Origin of the sequence: Nocardioides sp. LHD-245, assembly GCF_030929495.1 — a bacterium.
Taxonomy (GTDB): domain Bacteria; phylum Actinomycetota; class Actinomycetes; order Propionibacteriales; family Nocardioidaceae; genus Nocardioides.
The window spans coordinates 194,748-215,797 of record NZ_JAVFWN010000006.1 but is presented as its reverse complement, the minus strand read 5'-3'; the positions used below and the strand labels follow the sequence as shown (position 1 = coordinate 215,797).

The following is a 21,050-nucleotide window of genomic DNA, read 5'->3' as shown; positions in this document are numbered from 1 at the left end:
TGATGACGACCGAGCTCACCGCACCTCCCGCCGTACCGTCCGGCTCTCGGCGCCGCGGCCGCGCCTCCCGGCGCCGCTCGTGGACCTGGATGGAGATCCTCAGCGCCACCTGGCTGGTGCTGCTGGTCTTCGGCATGTTCCTGCTGCCGCTGATCCTGCACCTGGACGCCCTCGAGTTCGACGCCAAGGCCCGCTTCGCCGGGCCGAGCGCGGAGTACCTGCTCGGCACCGACAACTACGGCCGTGACCTGCTCGCTCGGGCCCTCTCCGGCGCCAAGGTCTCCCTGTTCATCGGCCTCGGCTCCACCTTCCTGGCGCTGGTCATCGGAGTGCCGATCGGCACCGCGGCGGCCTACTTCGGGGGCTGGGTGGACGCCGTGATCAGCTTCGTCACGGACGTGATCCTGGGCTTCCCCGGCCTCGTGCTCGCCCTGGTCCTGACCGCCTTCCTGGGCGCCTCCAAGACCAACGTGATGATCGCGATCACCGCCCAGGCGATCCCCGCGTTCGTCCGGATGGCGCGCTCCCAGACGCTCGCGCTGATGAACCGCGACTTCGTCGAGGCCAGCAAGGTGCTCGGCACCCGGCCGCACTCGATCATCGCGCGCGACCTGTTCCCCAATATCGCCGACACCATCCTCGCGTTCGCCTTCGTCGCCGCCGGCCGCGCGATCATCATCGAGGGCGGCCTCAGCTTCCTGGGGATGGGCCTGCCGCTGCCGCAGCCCACCTGGGGCGTGATGATCAACGAAGGTCGGCAGTACCTCAACACCGACCCGCACCTGATCCTGGTGCCCTCGGTCTTCTTGATGCTGAGCATCCTCAGTTTCAACGTCCTCGCCGACCGGCTCCGCGCCGACGCGACCACTGACGGAGGTGGCAAGGGTGCCTGAGACCCCGTTGTTGCAGATCGAGGACCTGGTCGTCGAGTTCCCGACGCGCGGCGGCCTGGTCCGCGCCGTGGACGGCGTCAGCCTCACCCTCGGCCGCGGCGAGCGGCTCGGCATCGTGGGCGAGTCCGGCTCCGGCAAGAGCGTGCTCGGCCGTACCGTGATGGGCCTCAACGACCGGGCCCGGGCCCGGATCTCCGGGCGGGTGCTCTTCGAGGGCAAGGACGTGCTCGGCGCCAGCGCCCAGGAGCGCCGCGAGCTCTGGGGCAGGCAGATCTCGATGATCTTCCAGGACCCGCTCAGCGCCCTGCACCCGATCACGCCGATCGGCGCCCAGATCGCGGAGGCCGTGCGCCGGCTGCCCGACGTCGACAAGGCGCAGGCCGCGGAGCGCGCGGTCGAGCTGCTCGACATGGTCGGCATCCCGGACGCGCGGCGGCGGGCGCGGCAGCGCGCCCACGAGTTCTCCGGGGGCATGCGGCAGCGGGCCCTGATCGCGATGGCGATCGCCTGCAAGCCGAAGCTGATCATCGCCGACGAGCCGACGACCGCCCTCGACGTCACGGTGCAGGCGAAGATCCTGGACCTGCTCGACGAGCTGTGCACCGAGCTGTCGATCGGCTCGGTGCTGATCACGCACGACATGGGCGTCGTCGCGCAGCACACCGACCGGGTCGCCGTGATGTACGGCGGCCAGGTGGTCGAGACGGCGCCGGTCGCCGGTCTCTTCGCGGCTCCCACGATGCGCTACACGCGCGCCCTGCTGGCCGCGATCCCGCAGATGGCGCCCGGGCGGCGCTCGCTGCCGGTGCCGATCGGCGGCACGCCGCCGAACCCGCTCGAGCGCGGCGCCGGCTGCCGCTTCGCGCCGCGGTGCACCTTCGCCGAGGACGACTGCCACCAGGCGATCCCGGAGCTGCTCGCGCTGGCGGACGCGACCGACCACCGCTACCGCTGCTGGCACCCCGCGGCGGTGCCGGCCGAGACCGAGGCAGGTGCCCGATGACCAGCGCGACCAGCCCCGTCGGCGCCACCGGTTCCGCCGGTTCCGCGGATGCGTCCGACGTCCCGGTGCTCGAGCTCGTCGACGCCCGGGTCCGCTACCGCGACCGTCAGGAAGGCGGTTACTTCGAGGCCGTCCGTGGGGTCAGCCTGACCGTGGGGCGAGGTGAGGCCCTCGGGCTGGTGGGCGAGTCCGGCTGCGGCAAGTCCAGCACCATCCGCGCGATCCTCGGGCTGGCGCCGCTCTCGGAGGGCCGGCTGCTGATCGACGGCGTCGCCGTGGACCCGCGCGACCGCGCGGTCCGGTCCCGGATCGGGGCGATCTTCCAGAACCCCGCCGGGTCCTTCAACCCGCGCCGCTCGCTGCTCGACTCGGTCGCCGAGCCGCTGCGGGTGTGGCGGGGCGGTTCCCGGGCCGACCGCGAGCGGGCCGCGCTCGCCGAGCTGGACCGGGTCGGCGTCACCGAGCTGATGGCGCGCCGCCGCCCGCACGAGGTGTCCGGCGGCCAGTGCCAGCGGGCCGCGATCGCCCGGGCCACCGTCCTGGGGCCCGAGATCCTGATCTGCGACGAGCCGGTCTCCGCGCTGGACGTGTCCATCCAGGCCCAGGTGCTGGTGCTCCTCGACGAGCTGCGCACCCAGGCCGGGCTGGCGATGCTGTTCATCTCGCACGACCTTGCCGTCGTCGCGACGCTGTGCGACCGGACGGCGGTCATGAACGCCGGCGAGATCGTGGAGGTCGGCACCACCGCCGACATCGCCGACCGGCCGCAGCACGCCTACACCAAGCTCCTGCACGACTCCGTGCCTTCCCACCTGTTCTTGACGAACTCGGGGTCGTCGTGACGCAGCCCGGCCGATGCCGAGGACTGCGCTCGTGGCTCACCAAGAAATGCACCATCCCTGAGGAGGATTGCTGATGATGCACCACACGGCCCGATGGAAGGGGGCCCGGAGGCGGATCGCCGCCGCCGGACTCGCCTTGGGTCTCGCCCTGACCGTGGCAGCGTGCGGCGGGTCCGACTCGTCGTCCGGCGACGGTGGCACGCCCACGAAGGGTGGCGAGCTCAAGGTCGGTCTCGGTACCGACGTGGCCCGCCTCAACCCGGGCTCCGCCAGCCCCGGCTCGCAGGCCGTGCTCGGCGCGATCTACGACTACCTGATGGTCGTCGAGCACCGCGGCGAGGAGCCGAAGCCGAACCTGGCCACCGGGATGACGCCCAGCGACGACTTCAAGACCTGGACGATGACCCTGCCGACCGGCAAGAAGTTCTCCGACGGGGAGCCGTTCAACGCCGAGGCCGTCAAGTTCAACTTCGACCAGTTCAAGGACCCGACGACCGGGTCCGGCCTGGTGTCCGCCCTCAGCGCCCTGGAGTCCGTCGAGGCGCCCGACGAGACCACCGTGGTCTTCAAGCTCAGCGAGGCCGACGCCACCTTCCCGGTGCTGCTGGCCAACCAGGAGGGCGTCGCCGCCGCGTACGTCGCGTCGCCGAAGTCGCTGCAGGAGCACACCGACGACTTCAACGCGAACGCCGCCGGCATGGGCCCCTACAAGATCGCCTCGTGGAGCCAGGGTGGCGCCGAGGTCGTCGTGGAGAAGAACGAGAACTACTGGGACGGCGCCGACAAGGTGCTCCTCGACAAGATCACGTTCCGCAAGATCGAGGACCCGCAGAGCGCCTACCAGGCGGTCCGCGCCGGTGACGTCGACGTCATCTACTCGATCTTCTCCTCGGTCATCAAGCAGGCCGCCAACGACTCCTCGGTCAAGGTGACCATGGGCGTCGGCGCCGACCAGTCCAGCATCGTGCTGAACATGACCAAGCCCCCGTTCGACGACATCCGGATGCGCCAGGCGATCTCGATGGCGATCGACCGTGAGGAGATCACCGCGATCGTCAAGGAGGGCCTCACCTACGAGTCCACCAGCCTGTTCCCGCCGGACGACCCGTGGAACGGCGGAGCGGCGAACCCGGCGTACGACCCGGAGCGCGCCAAGGAGCTGATCGCCGAGTACGAGGCGGAGAACGGCAAGGTCCCCTTCACCTACACCTGCCGTCCCACCGTCGACGACACCACCGTCGTCGAGCAGCAGCTGCGCAAGGCCGGCTTCGACTTCAAGGTCGAGGTCCAGGAGACCACCGCCGCGCTGGAGGCGTTCTTCTCCGGCAAGTACACGGCGACCTGCTGGAACATGGCCGACTTCCTCGACCCGGGCACGCTGCCGTACCAGTTCTTCCACAGTGGCGGCGCCAACAACACCGGCGGCTTCGAGAACCCCGAGTTCGACGCGCTGGTCGACCAGGCGAAGACCACCGCCGACCTGGAGGAGCGCAAGAAGCTGTGGCAGCAGGCCGACGAGATCCTCGTCGAAGAGCTGCCGTGGGTGTGGCGCACCGGCCAGCCGGTCGCCTTCATCTACCGGCCGAACGTGCACAGCGTGGCCCTCGACGAGCCGGACCGCCTCCGCGGCCGGGTCATCGACACCCGCCACATGTGGGTCGAGGACTGACCACCAGCATCCAGTCATGACACCGGGGGCGCCGTTCGCGGCGCCCCCGGCGTCGTCCTCTCGACGTCCGAGGAGCGAGCAGTGAGCGAACCGATCGTAGGAACCGCGGCCGGCGAGGTGCGCGGCCGGCGGGAGAACGGGGTCCTGGTCTTCCGCGGGATCCCGTACGCCGAGCCGCCGGTCGGTCCGCTCCGGTTCGCCGCGCCGGTGCCGCGGTCGCCGTGGACCGGCGTGCTCGATGCCGGTGCCTTCGGCCCCGCCCCGGTCCAGGACTCGATCCTGGCCGCGCGACCCTCGCTGTGGAACCCCGGTGACGGACACGACTGCCTGACCGTGAACCTCTGGCGTCCCGACACCGAGCACGACGGGCTGCCGGTGCTGGTCTGGATCTACGGCGGCGCCTTCCGGATGGGCAGCAGCAGTGAGCCCTACTACGACGGCGCGACGCTGGCCCGGTCCGGCGTGGTGCTGGTCTCGCTCAACTACCGCGTCGGGTTCCAGGGCTTCGGCAGCCTGCCCGACGCACCGGAGAACCGCGGCCTGCTCGACCAGCTGACCGCGCTGGAGTGGGTCCGCGACAACATCGCCGCGTTCGGCGGCGACCCGGGCCGGGTCACTGTCTTCGGCGAGTCCGCCGGGGGGAGCTCGGTGGCGATCCTGCTCTCGACGCCCCGGGCGAAGGGCCTCTTCGTCCGCGCGATCGCGAGCAGCCCCGCCTCGGGGATGGCCGATCCCGCCCGCGCCGCACAGGTCACCGCCGCGATCGCGGGCGCCCTCGGCCGGCCCGGCACAGCGGCCGCCCTGGCCGATGTTCCCGACGAGGTCCTGCTGGCGGCCCAGACCCAGGCTCCGGTCGCGCTTGGCGACCCGGTGCCGGCCTTCGTCCCGGTCGTCGACGGGGAGACCGTGCTCGCCGAGCCGGGCACCGCCCTGGCCGCCGGGCACGGCCACGCGGTCGACCTGCTGGTCGGCGCCAATGCCGACGAGGCGACGATCTTCACCTTCGCGCTCCCGGAGGAGGCGACGGTCCCGGAGCCCCTGGCGCGGACGCTCGGTCTGGACGACACCGGGCTGGCGGCGTACCGGGAGCTGGTGGGGGACGGTGCGGGCACCCGGGCCCTGCACACCCGGCTCTTCTCCGACGGGCTGTTCCGGATGACCGCGCTGGACCTGGCCCGGACCCATGCGCGCAGCGGCGCCGGCCGCACCCTCCGCTACGAGCTCGGCTGGCCGAGCCCGGCCCTGGGCGGCGCGCTCGGCGCCTGCCACGCGCTGGACCTGCCGCTGGTCTTCGGCAACCTGGACTGCCCCGAGAGCCACCGTCTGCTCGGCGGGCCGCCGACCCCGGACGCCGCCGAGGTCTCCGCGACGATGCGCGCCGCCTGGGTGGCGTTCGCGACCACCGGCGATCCGGGGGCGGACTGGCCGGAGACGACGGTGGCGAGATCGCCGGCCCGGATCATCGACGTGCCGGGCCGGATCGAGGCCGAGCACCTGCGCGCCGAGGCGGCGATCTGGGCGGAGCACTCCACCCGGTTCACCCACTGACGGACCGGGAGTCCGCCGGGGCAGCCGCCCACGACGTACCCTCAGGGGGACGGCTCTGCCGCCAGCTCCGCCACCGTCCGGGCCTCGGCCCCCGATCGAGGACAGCAGCCCACCCCACCATGGACAACGCAGCATGACCGCTCTGCTCTACCTGCTCGGCGTCGTCGTCTTCGCGGCGGCGATCCTCGCCTCGATCGGGCTGCACGAGCTCGGCCACCTGATCCCGGCGAAGAGGTTCGGCGGCAAGGTGACGCAGTACTTCATCGGCTTCGGGCCCACGGTGTGGAGCCGGCAGGTCGGCGAGACCGAGTACGGCGTCAAGGCGATCCCCCTCGGCGGCTACGTCAAGATCGTCGGGATGCTCCCACCGGGTGCCGTCGAGCTCGCCGACCAGGTGGAGACCGACGCCGACGGCAACCAGGTGGTGCGGGTCCGCAAGTCCAACACCGGTATGTTCACCCAGCTGATCTCGGACGCCCGGGCCGCCGAGTGGGAGACGATCCGGCCCGAGGACGCCGACCGGCTCTTCTACAAGTTCCCCTGGTGGAAGAAGGTCATCGTCATGGGCGGTGGCCCGACGGTGAACATCCTGATCGCCTTCCTGATCTTCGCAGGCGTCTTCGCGACCTACGGCAACCCGGGCGACCAGGCGATCGAGACGACGATCGCGCAGGTGAACGCGTGCGTCCTCGCCCCGGAGGAGTCCGGCCGGGTCTGCACCGACGAGGAGGTCCGCGACCAGCCGACGCCGGCGTACTCCGCGGGGCTCGCTGCCGGCGATCGGATCGTGTCCTTCAACGGCACCGAGATCACGAGCTGGGAGCAGGTCCAGCGGCTGGTCAAGGCCAACGGCACCGACCAGGCCGAGATCGTGGTCGAGCGCGACGGCCGCCCGGTCACCGTCGAGACCCGGACCGTGGTCCGCCCGCCCGACGAGGTCGGCGGCAAGGTCGACGAGGAGGTCGGCTTCCTCGGCGTCGTCCCGGACAGCCACCCGACCACCGGCGGCGTGGTCTACACCGTCGGGCAGATGGGCCACATGACCGTCGAGGTCGTGAAGTCCCTGGCCACGCTGCCCGCGAAGGTGTGGGGCGTCGCCAAGGCGATCGTCGGCCTCGAGGAGCGCGACCCGATGGGCCCGGTCAGCATCGTCGGCGGTGGCCGTCTGGCCGGCGAGACCGCGGCTCACGAGGAGATCCCGCTGGACGGCAAGGTGGTCTCGCTGTTCCTCCTCATCGCCGGCTTCAACTTCTTCATCGGCATGTTCAACTTCGTGCCGCTGCTGCCGCTCGACGGCGGCCACATCGCGGGTGCGTTCTGGGAGGCGATCCGGCGGGGCTGGGCCCGGTTGCGCCGTCGCCCCGACCCCGGGTACGTCGACGTGGCGAGGCTGCTTCCGATCGCGTACGTCGTCGGCATGGCGGTGCTCGTCATGGGCGTCGTGCTGATCGTCGGCGACCTCGTCGTGCCGGTGCACCTGGAGTCGTAGCGACCCGCCGGCTGAATCCAGGCTCAGTCGGCGTACGCGGGGTCGGTCGGCGTGACCCACTGCACGAGCTGGTAGACCACCCCGTTGGGGTCGGCCATCTGGAAGTAGCGCTCACCCCAGGGCTCGGTCTCGATCGGGGTGACGATCTCGACGCCCTCGCGCCGCAGCCGCTCGTAGTCACCGTCGATGTCCTCGACGGTGAAGACGACGAGCAGCCCGTCGGCGCGCCCCGCGACCGACGCCGGCTTGAAGGACGCGAGCCCGGTGCGCAGGTAGATCAGGTGGCAGCCGGAGTCGGGATGGGCGAGCGAGCAGAACCCGTCGGCGGCCATCTCCTCGGCGAAGCCCAGGTGTCGCCGCACCCAGGTGGCGGAGGCCTCGACGTCAGGGACGTTGAGGGAGACGGCGGTGGCGGTGATGCGCATGGGCTCTCCTGTCAGAAATCACTGTACGGCGTACAATGTACAACGTATAACGAACCTGTGTGAGAATAGTTCCCGTGACCGACCACACCGGCTCGGGAGAGCCCAGCCGCACGCTCGCGCTGCTGTGGGGGGAGCCTGCGGCCGACGCGCCGCCACGCCGGAAGGGACCGGCCCGGTCGGTGACGCCGGGGCGGATCGTCGACGCGGCGCTCAAGCTCGCCGACGCGGAGGGTCTGGCCGCGGTGACGATGCGCGCGGTGGCCGAGCGGGTGGGTGTGTCCGCGATGTCGGTCTACACCTATGTCCCGGGCAAGCCCGAGCTGCTCGACCTGATGGTCGACGCCCGCTACGCACGGATGCCTCGCGAGCCGTGGGCGGGGGAGACCTGGCGGGAGCGGCTCGCCGGCGTGGCGCAGGCCAACCGGACCCTGCTCACGGCCCATTCGTGGCTCACCGAGGTGGCCGCGCTGAGCCGGCCGCCACTGGGGCCGGGGGTGATGACGAAGTACGAGCACGAACTGGCGGCGCTCGACGACACCGGGCTGAGCGACGTGGAAATCGACGCAGCGTTGAGCCACCTGCTCGGGTTCGTGCAGTCCCACTGCCGCTCCGCGCACGACGCGGCTCGGGTCGGCACCGACTCCGCGATGAGCGACGCCGAGTGGTGGGCGGCCAACCAGCCGCTCCTCGCGCGCGCCTTCGACCCGGCGGCCTATCCGCGCGCGGTCCGGATCGGTGCCGCGGCTGGTGCGGCCCAGGGCAGCGCGTGGAGTGCCGAACGGGCCTGGGAGTTCGGCCTGGCGCGGACGCTCGACGGTCTGGCCGCTCTCATCGAGGGCGCCCGCTGAGGTGCCTGCGGCATCGCGCGCGTCACGACTCCGGCGATGGCGGCCGGTGCCGGGGGAGCATCTAATCTTGACGTCATGACGTCGATCAGCCTCGGCATGCCGGAAGCGCCCCCGCCGGTGCTCGCCCCCCGCCGCCCGACCCGTCAGATCCGGGTGGGCAAGGTCGGGGTCGGCAGCGACCACCCGATCTCGGTGCAGTCGATGACCACGACGCTGACCTCCGACGTCAACACCACGCTCCAGCAGATCGCCGAGCTCACCGCCGCGGGCTGTGACATCGTCCGTGTCGCGTGCCCGAGCCAGGACGACGCCGAGGCGCTGCCCGAGATCGCGCAGCACAGCCAGATCCCGGTGATCGCCGACATCCACTTCCAGCCCAAGTACGTCTTCGCCGCGATCGAGGCCGGCTGCGCCGCCGTCCGGGTCAACCCGGGCAACATCAAGAAGTTCGACGACCAGATCAAGGAGATCGCCAAGGCGGCCACCGATCACGGCACGTCGATCCGGATCGGCGTCAACGCGGGCTCGCTCGACAAGCGGCTGCTCGAGAAGTACGGCAAGGCCACGCCCGAGGCGCTCGTCGAGTCGGCGGTGTGGGAGGCGAGTCTCTTCGAGGAGCACGGCTTCCGCGACTTCAAGATCTCGGTCAAGCACAACGACCCGGTCGTCATGGTGCGTGCCTACGAGCTGCTCGCCGAGCAGGGCGACTGGCCGCTGCACCTCGGCGTCACCGAGGCGGGCCCGGCCTTCCAGGGCACCATCAAGTCGGCCACGGCGTTCGGTGCGCTCCTCTCGCGCGGCATCGGCGACACCATCCGGGTCTCGCTCTCCGCTCCGCCGGTCGAGGAGGTCAAGGTCGGCATCCAGATCCTGCAGTCGCTCAACCTGCGGCCCCGCAAGCTCGAGATCGTCTCCTGCCCCTCCTGCGGTCGCGCCCAGGTCGACGTCTATACGCTGGCCGAGCGGGTCACCGCGGGCCTCGACGGCCTCGAGGTGCCGCTGCGGGTGGCCGTCATGGGCTGCGTCGTCAACGGCCCGGGCGAGGCGCGCGAGGCCGACCTCGGCGTCGCGTCGGGCAACGGCAAGGGCCAGATCTTCGTCAAGGGCGAGGTGATCAAGACCGTGCCCGAGTCCGAGATCGTCGAGACCCTGATCGAGGAGGCGATGAAGATCGCCGAGTCGATGGAGCCGGCCGAGGGCGCGGAGCCCTCCGTGTTCGTCGGCTGATCGCGCCTGCCGCGGTCGGTCAGAACCCAGACCCAGACCCAGACCCAGGCCGAGAGTCGAGAGCCGGTCGCCGCAGCCGGCGACGACGGTCGGGGCCGCGGGTACCACGGTGGCGACCCGAGCCGCGACATGGCCACGTCCTGTCACGCCGCGGGCCGCACCACTAGGCTCGGGCCGTGTTGACCACCCGGCACGGCGTGCGCGTCCTCGCGCAGGCCGACCTCTCCGCCTTCGTGGCCCTCGCCGGCCGCGACCCGGTCGTCAACGTGTTCGCGATCCACCGCGCCCACACCACCAACCTCGAGCCGCGCTGGCTCGGCGGCGAGATGTGGGGCCGGTTCGACGGCGGCCATCTGGTCGCCGCCTGTCATGTCGCGGCCAACCTGGTGCCGGTCCAGGCCACGCCCGAGGACGCCGAGGTGTTCGCCGGGCGGGCGCTGGCCCGACGCCGCACGGCCTCGACGATCGTCGGCCCTCAGGACGCCGTTCGCGCGTTCTGGGACCAGGTCCGCCCGGACTGGGGCCACCCGCGCGACGTCCGCTGGGACCAGCGGCACCTGGCCATCGACACCGAGCCGCTGGTCGCGCCCGATCACGGCGTCCGCTGCGGGACCCAGGACGACCTCCGGACGCTCTACCCGGCCTGTGTCGCGATGTACACCGAGGAGGTCGGCGTCTCCCCGGAGGTCGGTGGGGGAGCCGACCTCTACCGGGCGCGGGTCGCGCAGCTCGTGGGGCGCGCCTGGTCCTTCGTCCGGTACGACGGCGACGAGCTCGTCTTCAAGGCCGAGGTCGCGTGCGCGACGCCCGACGCCGCCCAGATCCAGGGGGTCTGGGTGCCGCCGCACCGCCGTGGCGAAGGGCTCGCGACCGCGGGCATGGCGGCGGTCGTGCGCCAGGTGCGGGCCCGGATCGCCCCCACGGTCTCGCTCTACGTCAACGACTGGAACCACGCGGCCCGCGCGGCCTACGAGCGGGTCGGGTTCACCGAGACCGCCCGTTTCGCGACCGTGATGTTCTGACGCACGAGGAGCGCCGACGTGGATCTCGAGAGCCTCGACACGACGCCGCTGAGCCGGACCCCGGACCGCGCGCGGTGGCGGCGGTTCCGGGCCGAGGCGGTGGCCGGCACCCACGGGGCGGATCTGGCCGGTGCGCGCTGGTGGCGACAGTGGGCGTATCCGGCGGCAGCGGTGATGGTCGTCGTTTCGATGGCCGCGATGCCGGTGGCACTGCTCGCCGCTGAAGGGGCCGGGGTCCGGTCGGTCACCTGGTCCGCCCTGTGGTGCGGCGGCGTCGCTGTCGTCGCCGTCACGCTGCTGGGCTGGCAGCGTCACGAGTTCTGGGGACCTCGGGCCCGCGGCCGGCTGCGTCTCGTCGAGTTCGCGCGCCGCAACGGACTTCGCTATGAGCCCGAGGCGTCGGTGCCGCGGCCTGCGGCCCACATCTTCGGCTCCGCGCGGCGGCGTCGTCACCTCGACCGCGTCGAGGTGCCCGGTCCGTGCGGCTTCGTCCTCGCCAGCTACGAGGAGACCTGGGATGACGGCATCGGCGAGTCGTGGGGGTACGACGCCGGGTACGCCGTGTTCCGCCTGCGCGAGTCCTACCCACGGACCCTCGTCGGGCGTGCGATGCCGGTGCGGGTCAAGGCGCTGCAGGACGTGGAGCCGATCGACGGCCCGGCGGGCACGCGGATCTGGTCGACGAAGGCGGCGTACCCGCTCCTGGGCCGTCTGCTGGAGAGCGGCGTCGTCGACCGGGTCCTCGAACTGGGGCGCTCGAGCCAGGTCGAGATCGTCGGCGACGAGCTGTTCGTGCTGCGCGGAGGCGGTCACTGGCCGACGGGATCGCCACGCCTGTGGACGCGCATGGAGGCGATCGCGCAGGCACTCGCGCCCTTCCTCGGGCCCGCGGCGGCCGATCCGGATGACAGCCGGGCGCTGCTGCTCAGACGGCCCGCGACAGGACCGCGGTGACCGTCGCCATCGACAGGTGACGGTCTCCTCGCATGTCGGTATCGCCTGCGGAAGGGCCCGTCCGAACCGCCCGGGTCGCGGGCGCGGATACCGGTTCGTGTGCCGACCCGGCGCGCCGTAGGCTTCGGCCCGTGAGTTCACCCCACGGAAGTGCTCGCTTCGCTCCGCTCTCCGCGGGGACCCCGAAGCTGCTGCGGATGTCGACCCTGTTCGTTCGGACCCTGCGCGAGGACCCCGCCGACGCGGAGGTTGCGAGCCACCGGCTGCTCGTGCGCGCGGGCTACATCCGCCGCGCCGCGCCGGGCATCTACACCTGGCTGCCGCTCGGCCTCGCCGTGCTGCGCAAGATCGAGGGCATCATCCGCGACGAGATGAACGCGATCGGCGCGCAGGAGGTGTCCTTCCCCGCGCTCCTGCCGCGTGAGCCCTACGAGGCGACCAACCGCTGGACCGAGTACGGCGACAACATCTTCCGGATGCAGGACCGCAAGGGTGGCGACTACCTGCTCGGTCCCACCCACGAGGAGATGTTCACCCTCCTGGTGAAGGACATGTACAGCTCCTACAAGGACCTGCCCCTCAGCCTCTACCAGATCCAGACGAAGTACCGCGACGAGGCGCGTCCGCGCGCCGGGCTGCTGCGCGGGCGCGAGTTCACGATGAAGGACTCGTACTCCTTCGACGTCACGGACGCCGGCCTCGACGCGTCGTACCAGCGCCACCGTGACGCCTACGTCCGGATCTTCGACCGGCTCGGCTTCGACTACGCGATCGTCCGCGCCACCGCCGGTGCGATGGGCGGCTCGAAGTCGGAGGAGTTCCTCGCCAAGGCCGACGTCGGCGAGGACACCTACGTGCGCTGCACGCGCTGCGACTACGCCGCCAACGTCGAGGCGGTCAAGGTCCGACCGCCCGTCGCCGTGGCGACGGAGGCGAACGGATGGGGCGACGCGCCGCCCGCCCATGCCGAGGCGACGCCCGACACCCCGACCATCGACACCCTCGTCGACCACCTCAACGCCGCCTTCCCGCGTGCGGACCGGCCCTGGGCTGCGGGCGACACGCTCAAGAACGTGCTCGTCCTGCTCAAGCACCCCGACGGCACCCGCGAGCCGCTCGCCATCGGCCTGCCCGGTGACCGCGAGGTCGACCAGAAGCGGCTCGAGGGCCAGCTCGAGCCGATCGAGGTCGAGCCGATGGACGAGGCTACGTTCGCGAAGCACCCCGCGCTGGTCAAGGGCTACATCGGCCCCGGCGTGCTGGGGGAGGAGGGCGCCTCCGGCATCCGCTACCTCGTCGACCCGCGCGTCGCCGAGGGCACCCGCTGGGTGACCGGCGCCGACGTCGCCGGCTCCCACGTGATCGACCTGGTGGCCGGTCGCGACTTCACGGCCGACGGCACCATCGAGGCCGCCGAGGTCCGCGACGGCGACGCCTGCCCCAACTGCGAGGACGGCACCCTCGAGTCCGCGCGCGGCATCGAGATGGGCCACGTCTTCCAGCTGGGACGCAAGTACGCCGAGGCGCTCGACCTCAAGGTCCTCGACGAGAACGGCAAGCTGGTCACCGTGACCATGGGCTCCTACGGCGTCGGTGTCACCCGCGCTGTGGCCGCGATCGCCGAGGACACCCTCGACGAGATCGGCCTGTGCTGGCCGCGCCACGTCGCCCCGGCCGACGTCCACGTCGTCGCCGCGGGCAAGGAGGAGGCGGTGTTCGCCGCCGCCGAGGAGCTCGTCGCCGGTCTCGTCGCGGCCGGTCTCGAGGTCCTCTACGACGACCGCGCGGGCAAGATCAGCCCCGGGGTGAAGTTCAAGGACGCCGAGCTGATCGGCGTGCCGACCATCGTCACGGTCGGCCGCGGCGTGGCCGACCCCGACAACCGGGTGGTCGAGATCAAGGACCGCCGCACCGGCGAGCGCCACGAGGTCGCCCTCGCCGGCGCCGTCGACGCGCTCGTGGGCATCGTCCGCGGCTGAGGGCCGCCGTGCCCGGACCGGTCGAGAGCAACGACCTGGTCCGGGATCGGTGTTCTAGGGTTTCGCCCATGGGGATCGAGGCGGTCATCTTCGACTGGGGCGGCACGCTGACCGCCTGGCACGACATCGACTTCCACGCGGAGTCGCTCGCCCTCGCCCAGGCTGTGCTGACCACGCCGGACACCTCCGACGACCACCATGCCCACGCCGCCCGTCTGCACGAGGCCGGCAGCGCGATCTGGGGGCGCAGCCGCGACCACCAGCAGAGCGCGACGATCGCCGACCTGTTCGACGCGGCCGGCCTCGACCACGACCCCGACCTGCTCGACGCCTACTACGGGTTCTGGGAGCCGCACACGCTCACCGACCCCGAGGTCGCCCCGCTGTTCGCCTGGTTGCGCGGTGAGGGGATCAAGGTCGGCGTGCTCTCGAACACGATCTGGCCGCGCGCCTGGCACCGCGGGTTCTTCGAGCGCGACGGCGTCCTCGAGTTGATCGACGGGGACGTCTACACCAGCGAGATCCCCTGGACGAAGCCGTCGCCCGACGCGTTCCGCGCCGCGATGGCCGCCGTCGGCGTGAGCGACCCGGCGACCTGCGTGTACGTCGGCGATCGGCTCTTCGACGACGTCTGGGGTGCGCAGAACGCCGGGATGCGGGCGGTCCACGTGCCGCACAGTGCCATTCCGGCCGAGCAGATCGGCCACACCGAGGGGGAGCCGGACGCTGTCGCCCGCCGGCTCGCCGACCTGCCGGGGCTGCTCGCCCCCTGGCGCTGAACCGCCCGGAGCCGTCCGGTCCACGCTCAGGTGAGGGCTCCCTGATCTGCAGGTTTGTGCAGTGCACATTTATGAGGATCGCGATGACGGGCTCCCCGACGCGTTCTGTTGCATGATTGTGCACACGGCGATCGGCGAGCCCCACCTCTCCCGTCGTCGATGACCGTTGTCCCCGGTCATCAGCGGTTCGCGACCCCGGCTTCGGGGGACGTCTCGGGAGTTCCCCGGATGTCGGAGGTCGCGAACCGCTGCTTGTTTTTGGGGCGCGCGCCGCGCTGCTCGCCCTGGCGCGAGCGGGTCGGGTCAGAGACCGGGCAGGCGATCCGGCCGGGCGCCGAAGCCCAGGCCACGCACCGCGGCATCGAGGAGTGCCTGGATCGCCCAGGCGCGCGCGTCGTCGACCGTGCTGGCCACGAGGTAGGCGTAGGTCGCGGCGGCGGCCTCCTCGAGCTCGCGCGCGCGGGCGGTGACCGCGCCCGGCGTACCGAGCTCCGCGGGCAGGGCGTAGCCGGGCTCGGCCGCGACCGGCTCCGCGTCGGCCGCATGCAGCCTGGCCATCAGGTCGTCGCGCCGCGTGCGGTGCACCGCGTACGCCGCGGTGAGCGCCGTGTAGAGGTCCGGGCTGCCGGACTCCGAGGTCTGGGCACCCAGGGCGCCGTACACGAAGACGGCGGCGTGCTCGGCGGCCAACGTGGTCTGGAGCGCGGCGACCGCGGCGTCGGTCTCGTCGGGGACCGTGCCGGGGGACGGCGCGACGGGGGTGGTGCTCATGCGAGGACCGCCTGCTGCTGGGCCAGGGCCGCCGCCATGGCGGCCAGCACCTGGGCGAGGGCGCCGCTGTGAGCCTGCTGGGCTGCCGCGACCAGCCGCTGCTGCAGCTCGGCCTCCGCCGCGAGCAGGGTGGCCCAGGCCTGCTTCGGGTCGCCCGGGACCGCGGGCGCGGCGGCGGTGACGGCGCCGCCCAGCTCGGCCGCGTGGGCGTCGTGGATCCGGGCCAGCCGGGCGCCGCGCCTGGCCAGAGCGGGGAAGCCCGCGGCGACGGCGGCCGCCAGCGCGCCGGTGGTCGAGATGGCCTCGACGGTGTCCCCGACGAGGCTGCTGTCGGCGTCCGCGGCGGGGGCGGTCGGCGTGACGGCGCCCGACACGCCCGGGGCGCCGGTGTCGTCCGGGCCGCCGAGCACGTCGTCGATCAGGTCGCAGCCCGTGAGGGCCAGCGTCGCGCCGCCGATCCCGCCGGCGAGGACCAGGCGCCGCGAGACGGGTGGGGGACTGTCGGGCACGCGGTGACCCTATATCGACGGGTAGGGTGGGACCCGCACAGCCACAACAGGACACGGGGAGGACTCCCGCCATGGGTACTCATTCCGCTCAGGGAGCGACAGCAGAGCGGATCGAGCACGTCCTCGTCGCTCCTCTCGCCGAGCTCGGCCTCGACCTGGAGGCCGTCGAGCTCACCCCGGCGGGGAAGCGCCGCGTGCTCCGGATCGCCGTCGACACCGACGGCGGGCTCACGCTCGACGACGTCGCCGCCGCCACCAAGGTGATCGACCGGGTCCTGGAGGACGACGGCCCGGCCGGCGCCGCCAAGGCTCTCGGCGAGCTGCCCTACACGCTGGAGGTCACCTCCCGTGGCGTCGACCGACCGCTGACACTGCCGCGTCACTGGCGGCGCAACGAAGGCCGGCTGGTCAAGGTGGCGCTCGCCGACGACGAGACGGTCACCGGCCGGATCGGCGCGTCCGACGACGACGGCGTGGTGCTGGAGGTGGCCGGCGCCGAGCGCCGGGTCTCCTACGGGGACCTGGGCAAGGCGCTGGTGCAGATCGAGTTCAACCGCAAAGACACGACTGACAAGGACGCCGACTGATGGACATCGACCTCAGCATCCTCCGGACGCTGGAGCGCGAGAAGGAGATCAAGTTCGACGTCCTCGTCGAGGCGATCGAGCAGGCGCTGCTCACGGCGTACCACAAGACCGAGGGCTCGGTCGCCCAGGCGCGGGTCGAACTGAACCGCAAGACCGGGCACGTGACCGTGCTGGCCGCGGAGCTCGACGCCGAGGGCACCAAGGTCGGCGAGTTCGACGACACGCCCGACGGCTTCGGCCGCATCGCCGCGACGACCGCCAAGCAGATCATGCTCCAGCGCCTGCGCGACGCCGAGGACGAGATCAAGTTCGGCGAGTTCTCCGGCAAGGAGGGCGACATCATGTCCGGCGTCATCCAGCAGGGACGCAACCCCGACGACGTCCTCGTCGACCTGGGCCGGATCGAGGCACATCTGCCCGCCAGCGAGCGGGTTCCGGGCGAGGACTACGCGCACGGCACCCGGATCAAGTGCCTCGTGGTCTCGGTCCGCAAGGGCATGCGCGGTCCGCAGGTCACCTTGTCCCGCTCACATCCCAGTCTGGTGAAGAAGCTGTTCGCCCTCGAGGTCCCGGAGATCGCCGACGGCACCGTCGAGATCGCCGCGATCGCCCGCGAGGCCGGCCACCGCACCAAGATCGCGGTCAAGTCCACCGTCGCCGGCGTCAACGCCAAGGGCGCCTGCATCGGCCCGATGGGTCAGCGGGTCCGCAACGTGATGGCCGAGCTGGGCGGCGAGAAGATCGACATCGTCGACTGGTCCGACGAGCCGGCGAAACTGGTCGCCAACGCGCTGTCGCCGGCGCAGGTCCAGTCGGTGACCGTCGTCGACGAGTCCGCCCGCTCGGCCCGGGTCGTCGTCCCGGACTTCCAGCTCTCCCTCGCGATCGGCAAGGAGGGGCAGAACGCCCGCCTCGCCGCGCGGCTGACCGGCTGGCGCATCGACATCCACTCCGACGAGGAGGCCGGCGCAGCCGGCTGACGGTCCGCGTGGATGCCGCCGAGGCGGCGTGCCGACGCCTCCCGGTTCGTTAACTCGACACCCCAGGCGGTAGAGTCGGTTCTTGGTGGCACGCCGACTGAATTCCCCTGCGCGACCTGACGATCGTCCCCGACCGGGACCCGTCCGGACCTGCATCGGATGCCGGGCGCGGGCCGCCAGAAGCGAGTTGTTGCGGGTGACCGCCGGCTCGGGCCCCGACGGCCACCCGGTCGTCGTACCCGATCCTGACGGCACCGCGCCGGGACGTGGAGCGCACCTGCACCCCACCTCCGGCTGCTACGACCTCGCCGTACGGCGGAAGGCCTTCTCCCGTGCGCTCCGGTTCACCCCGGGCGCGGGTGGCCTGTCCAGCGTGCCGGTGGGGGAGTACGTCGCCAGCCAGGCAGCAGCGACTCGGACCGATCCGACCGACAGAGACTGGAGCAACAGCTCATGAGCACTCGATGAGTACCTCGCGATGAGCCAGTTCGTTCTGCACCACCCACCAACGGTCTGAGATCCACCCCGGGTCTGGGCCAGAAGGAGAACCGTGGCCAAGACCCGAGTTTCCGAACTCGCGAAGCAGTACGGCATCAAGAGCGCCGATGCGCTCAAGATGCTGAGTGACATCGGAGAGTTCGCCAAGACTGCGTCCTCGAGCATCGAGCTTCCTGCCGTCAAGAAGTTCGAGGCGACCTACGGAGCCGAGCTCCTCGCCAAGATGAAGCCTGCCGGCGACGCCGCCGGCGAGGCGGCGAAGCCCGCTCCCCAGGCACCGGCGAAGAAGGCCGCCGCCGCGCCCGAGGCCCCTGCCGCCGCTGCCGCGCCGGCTCCCGTCGCGCCGGCCCCTGCCGTCGAGACGCCTGCCGCCGAGACGTCCGTGGCCGAGTCGCCTGCCGCCAAGCCGGGCGGTCCCCGTCCCGGCCCCCGGCCCGGCCCGGCCAAGGCCCCGGCCGCCCCCGAGGCGCCCGCGGTCGAGGAGAAGCCCGCCGCGGCCGCGGCGCCGGCTGCTCCCGAGGCCCCGGAGGCCCCGGCCGCCCCCGCGCCGACCGGCAAGCCCGCCGCGCCGAAGCCGCCGACGCCGAAGGCGCCGGCTCCCGCTCCGCGCCCGGTCGGCAAGCCCGGCGGCACCCCCCGTCCGGGCAACAACCCGTTCGCGCCCAGCCAGGGCATGGGTCGTCGTCCCGCCCCGCCGCCGCGTGAGGGCGAGGCCGGTCCGGCCGGCCCGCGCCCGCCGGCCGGTGCCGGTGGCGGCGGTCGTCCCGGCATGCCGCGCCCCAACCCGGCGATGATGCCCAAGTCCGCCGGCTCGTTCGGTCAGGGCGGTCCCGGCGGTGGCCGTGGCCCGGGTGGCCCCGGTCGTCCCGGTCCCGGTGGTCGTGGTCCGGGTGGCCCCGGTCGCGGCGGTGCCGGTGCGCCCGGGCGCGGTGGCGCCGGTGCGGGTGCCGGTGCTCCCGGTGGCGGGCGTGGTCCCGGTGGCTTCGGCCCCGGTGGCGGCGGTCGTCCCGGTGGCGGCGGTCGTCCCGGCCAGCGTGGCCAGACCCAGGGTGCCTTCGGTCGCCCCGGCGGTCCGGCGCGTCGTGGTCGCAAGTCGAAGCGGGCGCGTCGCCAGGAGTTCGAGGCCATGGAGGCCCCGACGATCGGCGGCATGCGGGTCCGCAAGGGCAACGGCGAGACCGTTCGCCTGGCACGCGGCTCGTCCCTGACCGACTTCGCCGAGAAGATCGGCGTCGACGCCGCGTCGCTCGTGCAGATGCTCTTCCACCTCGGCGAGATGGTCACGGCCACCCAGTCGGTGGGCGACGAGACCCTCGAGCTGCTCGGCGACGAGCTCAACTACGTCGTCGAGGTCGTCTCCCCGGAGGACGAGGACCGCGAGCTGCTGGAGACCTTCGACCTCGAGTTCGGCGCCGACGAGGGCGGTGAGGAGGACCTGGTCATCCGGCCGCCCGTCGTCACCGTCATGGGTCACGTCGACCACGGAAAGACCAAGCTCCTCGACGCGCTCCGCGACGCCAACGTCGTGGCCGGCGAGGCCGGTGGCATCACCCAGCACATCGGTGCCTACCAGGTCCACACCGAGGTCGACGGCAACGACCGCCGGATCACCTTCATCGACACCCCGGGTCACGAGGCGTTCACCTCGATGCGTGCCCGTGGTGCGCAGGCGACCGACATCGCCGTCCTGGTGGTCGCGGCCGACGACGGCGTCATGCCGCAGACGGTCGAGGCGCTCAACCACGCCAAGGCGGCCAACGTGCCGATCGTGGTCGCGGTCAACAAGATCGACAAGGAGACCGCCGACCCGACCAAGGTCCGCGGCCAGCTCTCCGAGTACGGCCTGGTGCCCGAGGAGTACGGCGGCGACGCGATGTTCGTCGACGTCTCGGCCAAGGCCGGCCTCAACCTCGACAAGCTGCTCGAGGCGATCGTGCTCACCGCCGACGCGTCGCTCGACCTGCGGGCCAACCCGGTGCAGGACGCGCAGGGTCTGGTCATCGAGGCGCACCTCGACCGCGGTCGCGGTCCGGTCGCGACCGTCCTGGTCCAGCGTGGCACCCTGCGCGTCGGCGACTCGATCGTCGCCGGTCCGGCCCACGGTCGCGTCCGCGCCATGCTCGACGAGCACGGCAACGAGCTGACCGAGGCCGACCCGGCCCGGCCCGCGATGGTTCTCGGCCTCTCGTCCGTCCCGGGCGCCGGCCAGAACTTCCTCGTGGTCGAGGACGACCGGATGGCACGCCAGATCGCCGAGAAGCGTGAGGCGCGCGAGCGGGCGGCCCTGCAGGCCAAGCGCCGCGTGCGTCGTACCCTCGAGGACTTCATGGCCTCCATGGAGAAGGGCGAGAGCCAGGAGCTCAACCTCATCCTCAAGGGCGATGTGTCCGGCTCGGTCGAGGCCCTCGAGGACGCGCTGGCGCAGATCGACGTGGGCGAGGAGGTCAACCTCCGGGTCATCGACCGCGGTGTCGGTGCGATCACCGAGACCAACGTCGACCTGGCGGCGGCGTCCGACGCGATCATCATCGGCTTCAACGTCCGCCCGCAGGGCAAGGCGGGTCAGATGGCCGAGAAGGAAGGCGTCGAGATCCGCTACTACTCGGTCATCTACCAGGCGATCGAGGAGATCGAGGCCGCGCTCAAGGGCATGCTCAAGCCCGAGTACGAGGAGCAGACCCTCGGCCAGGCCGAGATCCGCGCCATCTTCCGCTCGTCCAAGATCGGCAACATCGCGGGCTGCATGGTCATCGACGGCGTCATCCGACGCAACGCGAAGGTCCGTGTGCTCCGCGACGGTGCGGTCATCGCCGACAACCTCGACCTGGCCTCGCTCAAGCGGGAGAAGGACGACGCGGCGGAGGTCCGGGAGGGCTTCGAGTGCGGTCTCGTGCTCAAGAACTTCCAGGACATCAAGGAGGGCGACATCGTCGAGGCCTTCGAGATGAAGGAAATCCCCCGGAGCTGATGCTCCGCGGGTGACGGTTCATCACGGTAGGTAGGTCGACCCCCGCTTCTCCTGGCGAG

19 protein-coding genes are annotated in these 21,050 nt (G+C 71.9%); 16 read left to right on the top strand and 3 right to left on the bottom strand.

Annotation, left to right across the window (positions count from 1 at the left end):
* Positions 1-2 precede the first annotated feature (2 nt).
* The 6 genes from RB608_RS11650 (at position 3) to RB608_RS11625 (ending at position 7,444) form a co-directional block, all read left to right on the top strand.
* Positions 3-893, top strand: a complete 891-nt coding sequence (locus tag RB608_RS11650) for an ABC transporter permease (protein WP_308088070.1) — start codon at positions 3-5, stop codon at positions 891-893.
* The gene (locus tag RB608_RS11645; protein ID WP_308088069.1) at positions 886-1,896 is read left to right on the top strand and encodes an ABC transporter ATP-binding protein; all 1,011 of its coding nucleotides are present in this window, start codon (positions 886-888) and stop codon (positions 1,894-1,896) included. Before RB608_RS11650 ends, RB608_RS11645 begins: the two co-directional genes overlap by 8 nt.
* On the top strand, positions 1,893-2,738 hold the full coding sequence (locus RB608_RS11640; protein WP_308088068.1) for an ABC transporter ATP-binding protein: 846 nt from the start codon (positions 1,893-1,895) through the stop codon (positions 2,736-2,738). Before RB608_RS11645 ends, RB608_RS11640 begins: the two co-directional genes overlap by 4 nt.
* A 73-nt stretch (positions 2,739-2,811) precedes the next feature.
* On the top strand, positions 2,812-4,407 hold the full coding sequence (locus RB608_RS11635; RefSeq protein WP_308088066.1) for an ABC transporter substrate-binding protein: 1,596 nt from the start codon (positions 2,812-2,814) through the stop codon (positions 4,405-4,407).
* Between the two features lie 81 nt (positions 4,408-4,488).
* A complete protein-coding gene (locus RB608_RS11630) occupies positions 4,489-5,955 on the top strand; it encodes a carboxylesterase family protein (protein ID WP_308088065.1) in 1,467 nt (488 codons plus the stop codon).
* 133 nt (positions 5,956-6,088) lie between these two features.
* Positions 6,089-7,444, top strand: a complete 1,356-nt coding sequence (locus RB608_RS11625) for a site-2 protease family protein (RefSeq protein WP_308088064.1) — start codon at positions 6,089-6,091, stop codon at positions 7,442-7,444.
* Between the two features lie 23 nt (positions 7,445-7,467).
* On the opposite strand, the gene RB608_RS11620 is transcribed toward RB608_RS11625, so the two are convergent.
* Positions 7,468-7,869 carry a VOC family protein gene (locus tag RB608_RS11620; protein WP_308088063.1) on the bottom strand — a complete coding sequence of 134 codons (402 nt, stop codon included), beginning with the start codon at positions 7,867-7,869 and terminating at the stop codon, positions 7,468-7,470.
* A gap of 74 nt (positions 7,870-7,943) precedes the next feature.
* Between RB608_RS11620 and RB608_RS11615 the strand changes: the two genes are divergently transcribed.
* From RB608_RS11615 to RB608_RS11590, 6 genes are all read left to right on the top strand, one after another.
* Entirely contained in the window at positions 7,944-8,717 is a 774-nt protein-coding gene (locus RB608_RS11615; protein ID WP_308088062.1) for a TetR/AcrR family transcriptional regulator, read from the top strand.
* Positions 8,718-8,792: 75 nt separating this feature from the next.
* The gene (gene ispG, locus RB608_RS11610) at positions 8,793-9,944 is read left to right on the top strand and encodes a flavodoxin-dependent (E)-4-hydroxy-3-methylbut-2-enyl-diphosphate synthase (RefSeq protein WP_308088060.1); all 1,152 of its coding nucleotides are present in this window, start codon (positions 8,793-8,795) and stop codon (positions 9,942-9,944) included.
* A 176-nt stretch (positions 9,945-10,120) separates the two neighbouring features.
* Positions 10,121-10,966, top strand: coding sequence for a GNAT family N-acetyltransferase (locus RB608_RS11605; protein WP_308088059.1), 846 nt, complete (start codon positions 10,121-10,123; stop codon positions 10,964-10,966).
* 18 nt (positions 10,967-10,984) lie between these two features.
* Entirely contained in the window at positions 10,985-11,920 is a 936-nt protein-coding gene (locus tag RB608_RS11600; protein WP_308088058.1) for a hypothetical protein, read from the top strand.
* 197 nt (positions 11,921-12,117) lie between these two features.
* A complete protein-coding gene (locus tag RB608_RS11595; protein WP_308088203.1) occupies positions 12,118-13,899 on the top strand; it encodes a proline--tRNA ligase in 1,782 nt (593 codons plus the stop codon).
* Between the two features lie 68 nt (positions 13,900-13,967).
* Positions 13,968-14,678 (top strand): HAD family hydrolase, encoded by a 711-nt coding sequence (locus RB608_RS11590; protein WP_308088057.1) that lies wholly within the window; start codon positions 13,968-13,970, stop codon positions 14,676-14,678.
* A 303-nt stretch (positions 14,679-14,981) separates the two neighbouring features.
* Here RB608_RS11590 and RB608_RS11585 read toward each other — a convergent pair whose 3' ends face one another.
* Positions 14,982-15,449: a DUF4439 domain-containing protein gene (locus tag RB608_RS11585; protein WP_308088056.1), complete on the bottom strand. Its 468-nt coding sequence runs from the start codon at positions 15,447-15,449 to the stop codon at positions 14,982-14,984.
* Entirely contained in the window at positions 15,446-15,958 is a 513-nt protein-coding gene (locus tag RB608_RS11580) for a hypothetical protein (RefSeq protein ID WP_308088055.1), read from the bottom strand. The genes RB608_RS11585 and RB608_RS11580 overlap by 4 nt, the downstream gene beginning before the upstream one ends.
* A 71-nt stretch (positions 15,959-16,029) precedes the next feature.
* Between RB608_RS11580 and rimP the strand changes: the two genes are divergently transcribed.
* The 4 genes from rimP to infB all read left to right on the top strand — a co-directional run bounded on the left by rimP (position 16,030) and on the right by infB (position 20,991).
* Positions 16,030-16,545: a ribosome maturation factor RimP gene (gene rimP, locus RB608_RS11575; RefSeq protein ID WP_308088054.1), complete on the top strand. Its 516-nt coding sequence runs from the start codon at positions 16,030-16,032 to the stop codon at positions 16,543-16,545.
* Positions 16,545-17,525, top strand: a complete 981-nt coding sequence (gene nusA / locus RB608_RS11570; protein ID WP_308088053.1) for a transcription termination factor NusA — start codon at positions 16,545-16,547, stop codon at positions 17,523-17,525. Before rimP ends, nusA begins: the two co-directional genes overlap by 1 nt.
* Positions 17,526-17,610: 85 nt before the next feature.
* Positions 17,611-17,982 carry a YlxR family protein gene (locus RB608_RS11565; protein ID WP_308088052.1) on the top strand — a complete coding sequence of 124 codons (372 nt, stop codon included), beginning with the start codon at positions 17,611-17,613 and terminating at the stop codon, positions 17,980-17,982.
* Between the two features lie 93 nt (positions 17,983-18,075).
* Positions 18,076-20,991 carry a translation initiation factor IF-2 gene (gene infB / locus RB608_RS11560; RefSeq protein ID WP_308088050.1) on the top strand — a complete coding sequence of 972 codons (2,916 nt, stop codon included), beginning with the start codon at positions 18,076-18,078 and terminating at the stop codon, positions 20,989-20,991.
* Positions 20,992-21,050: the final 59 nt, after the last annotated feature.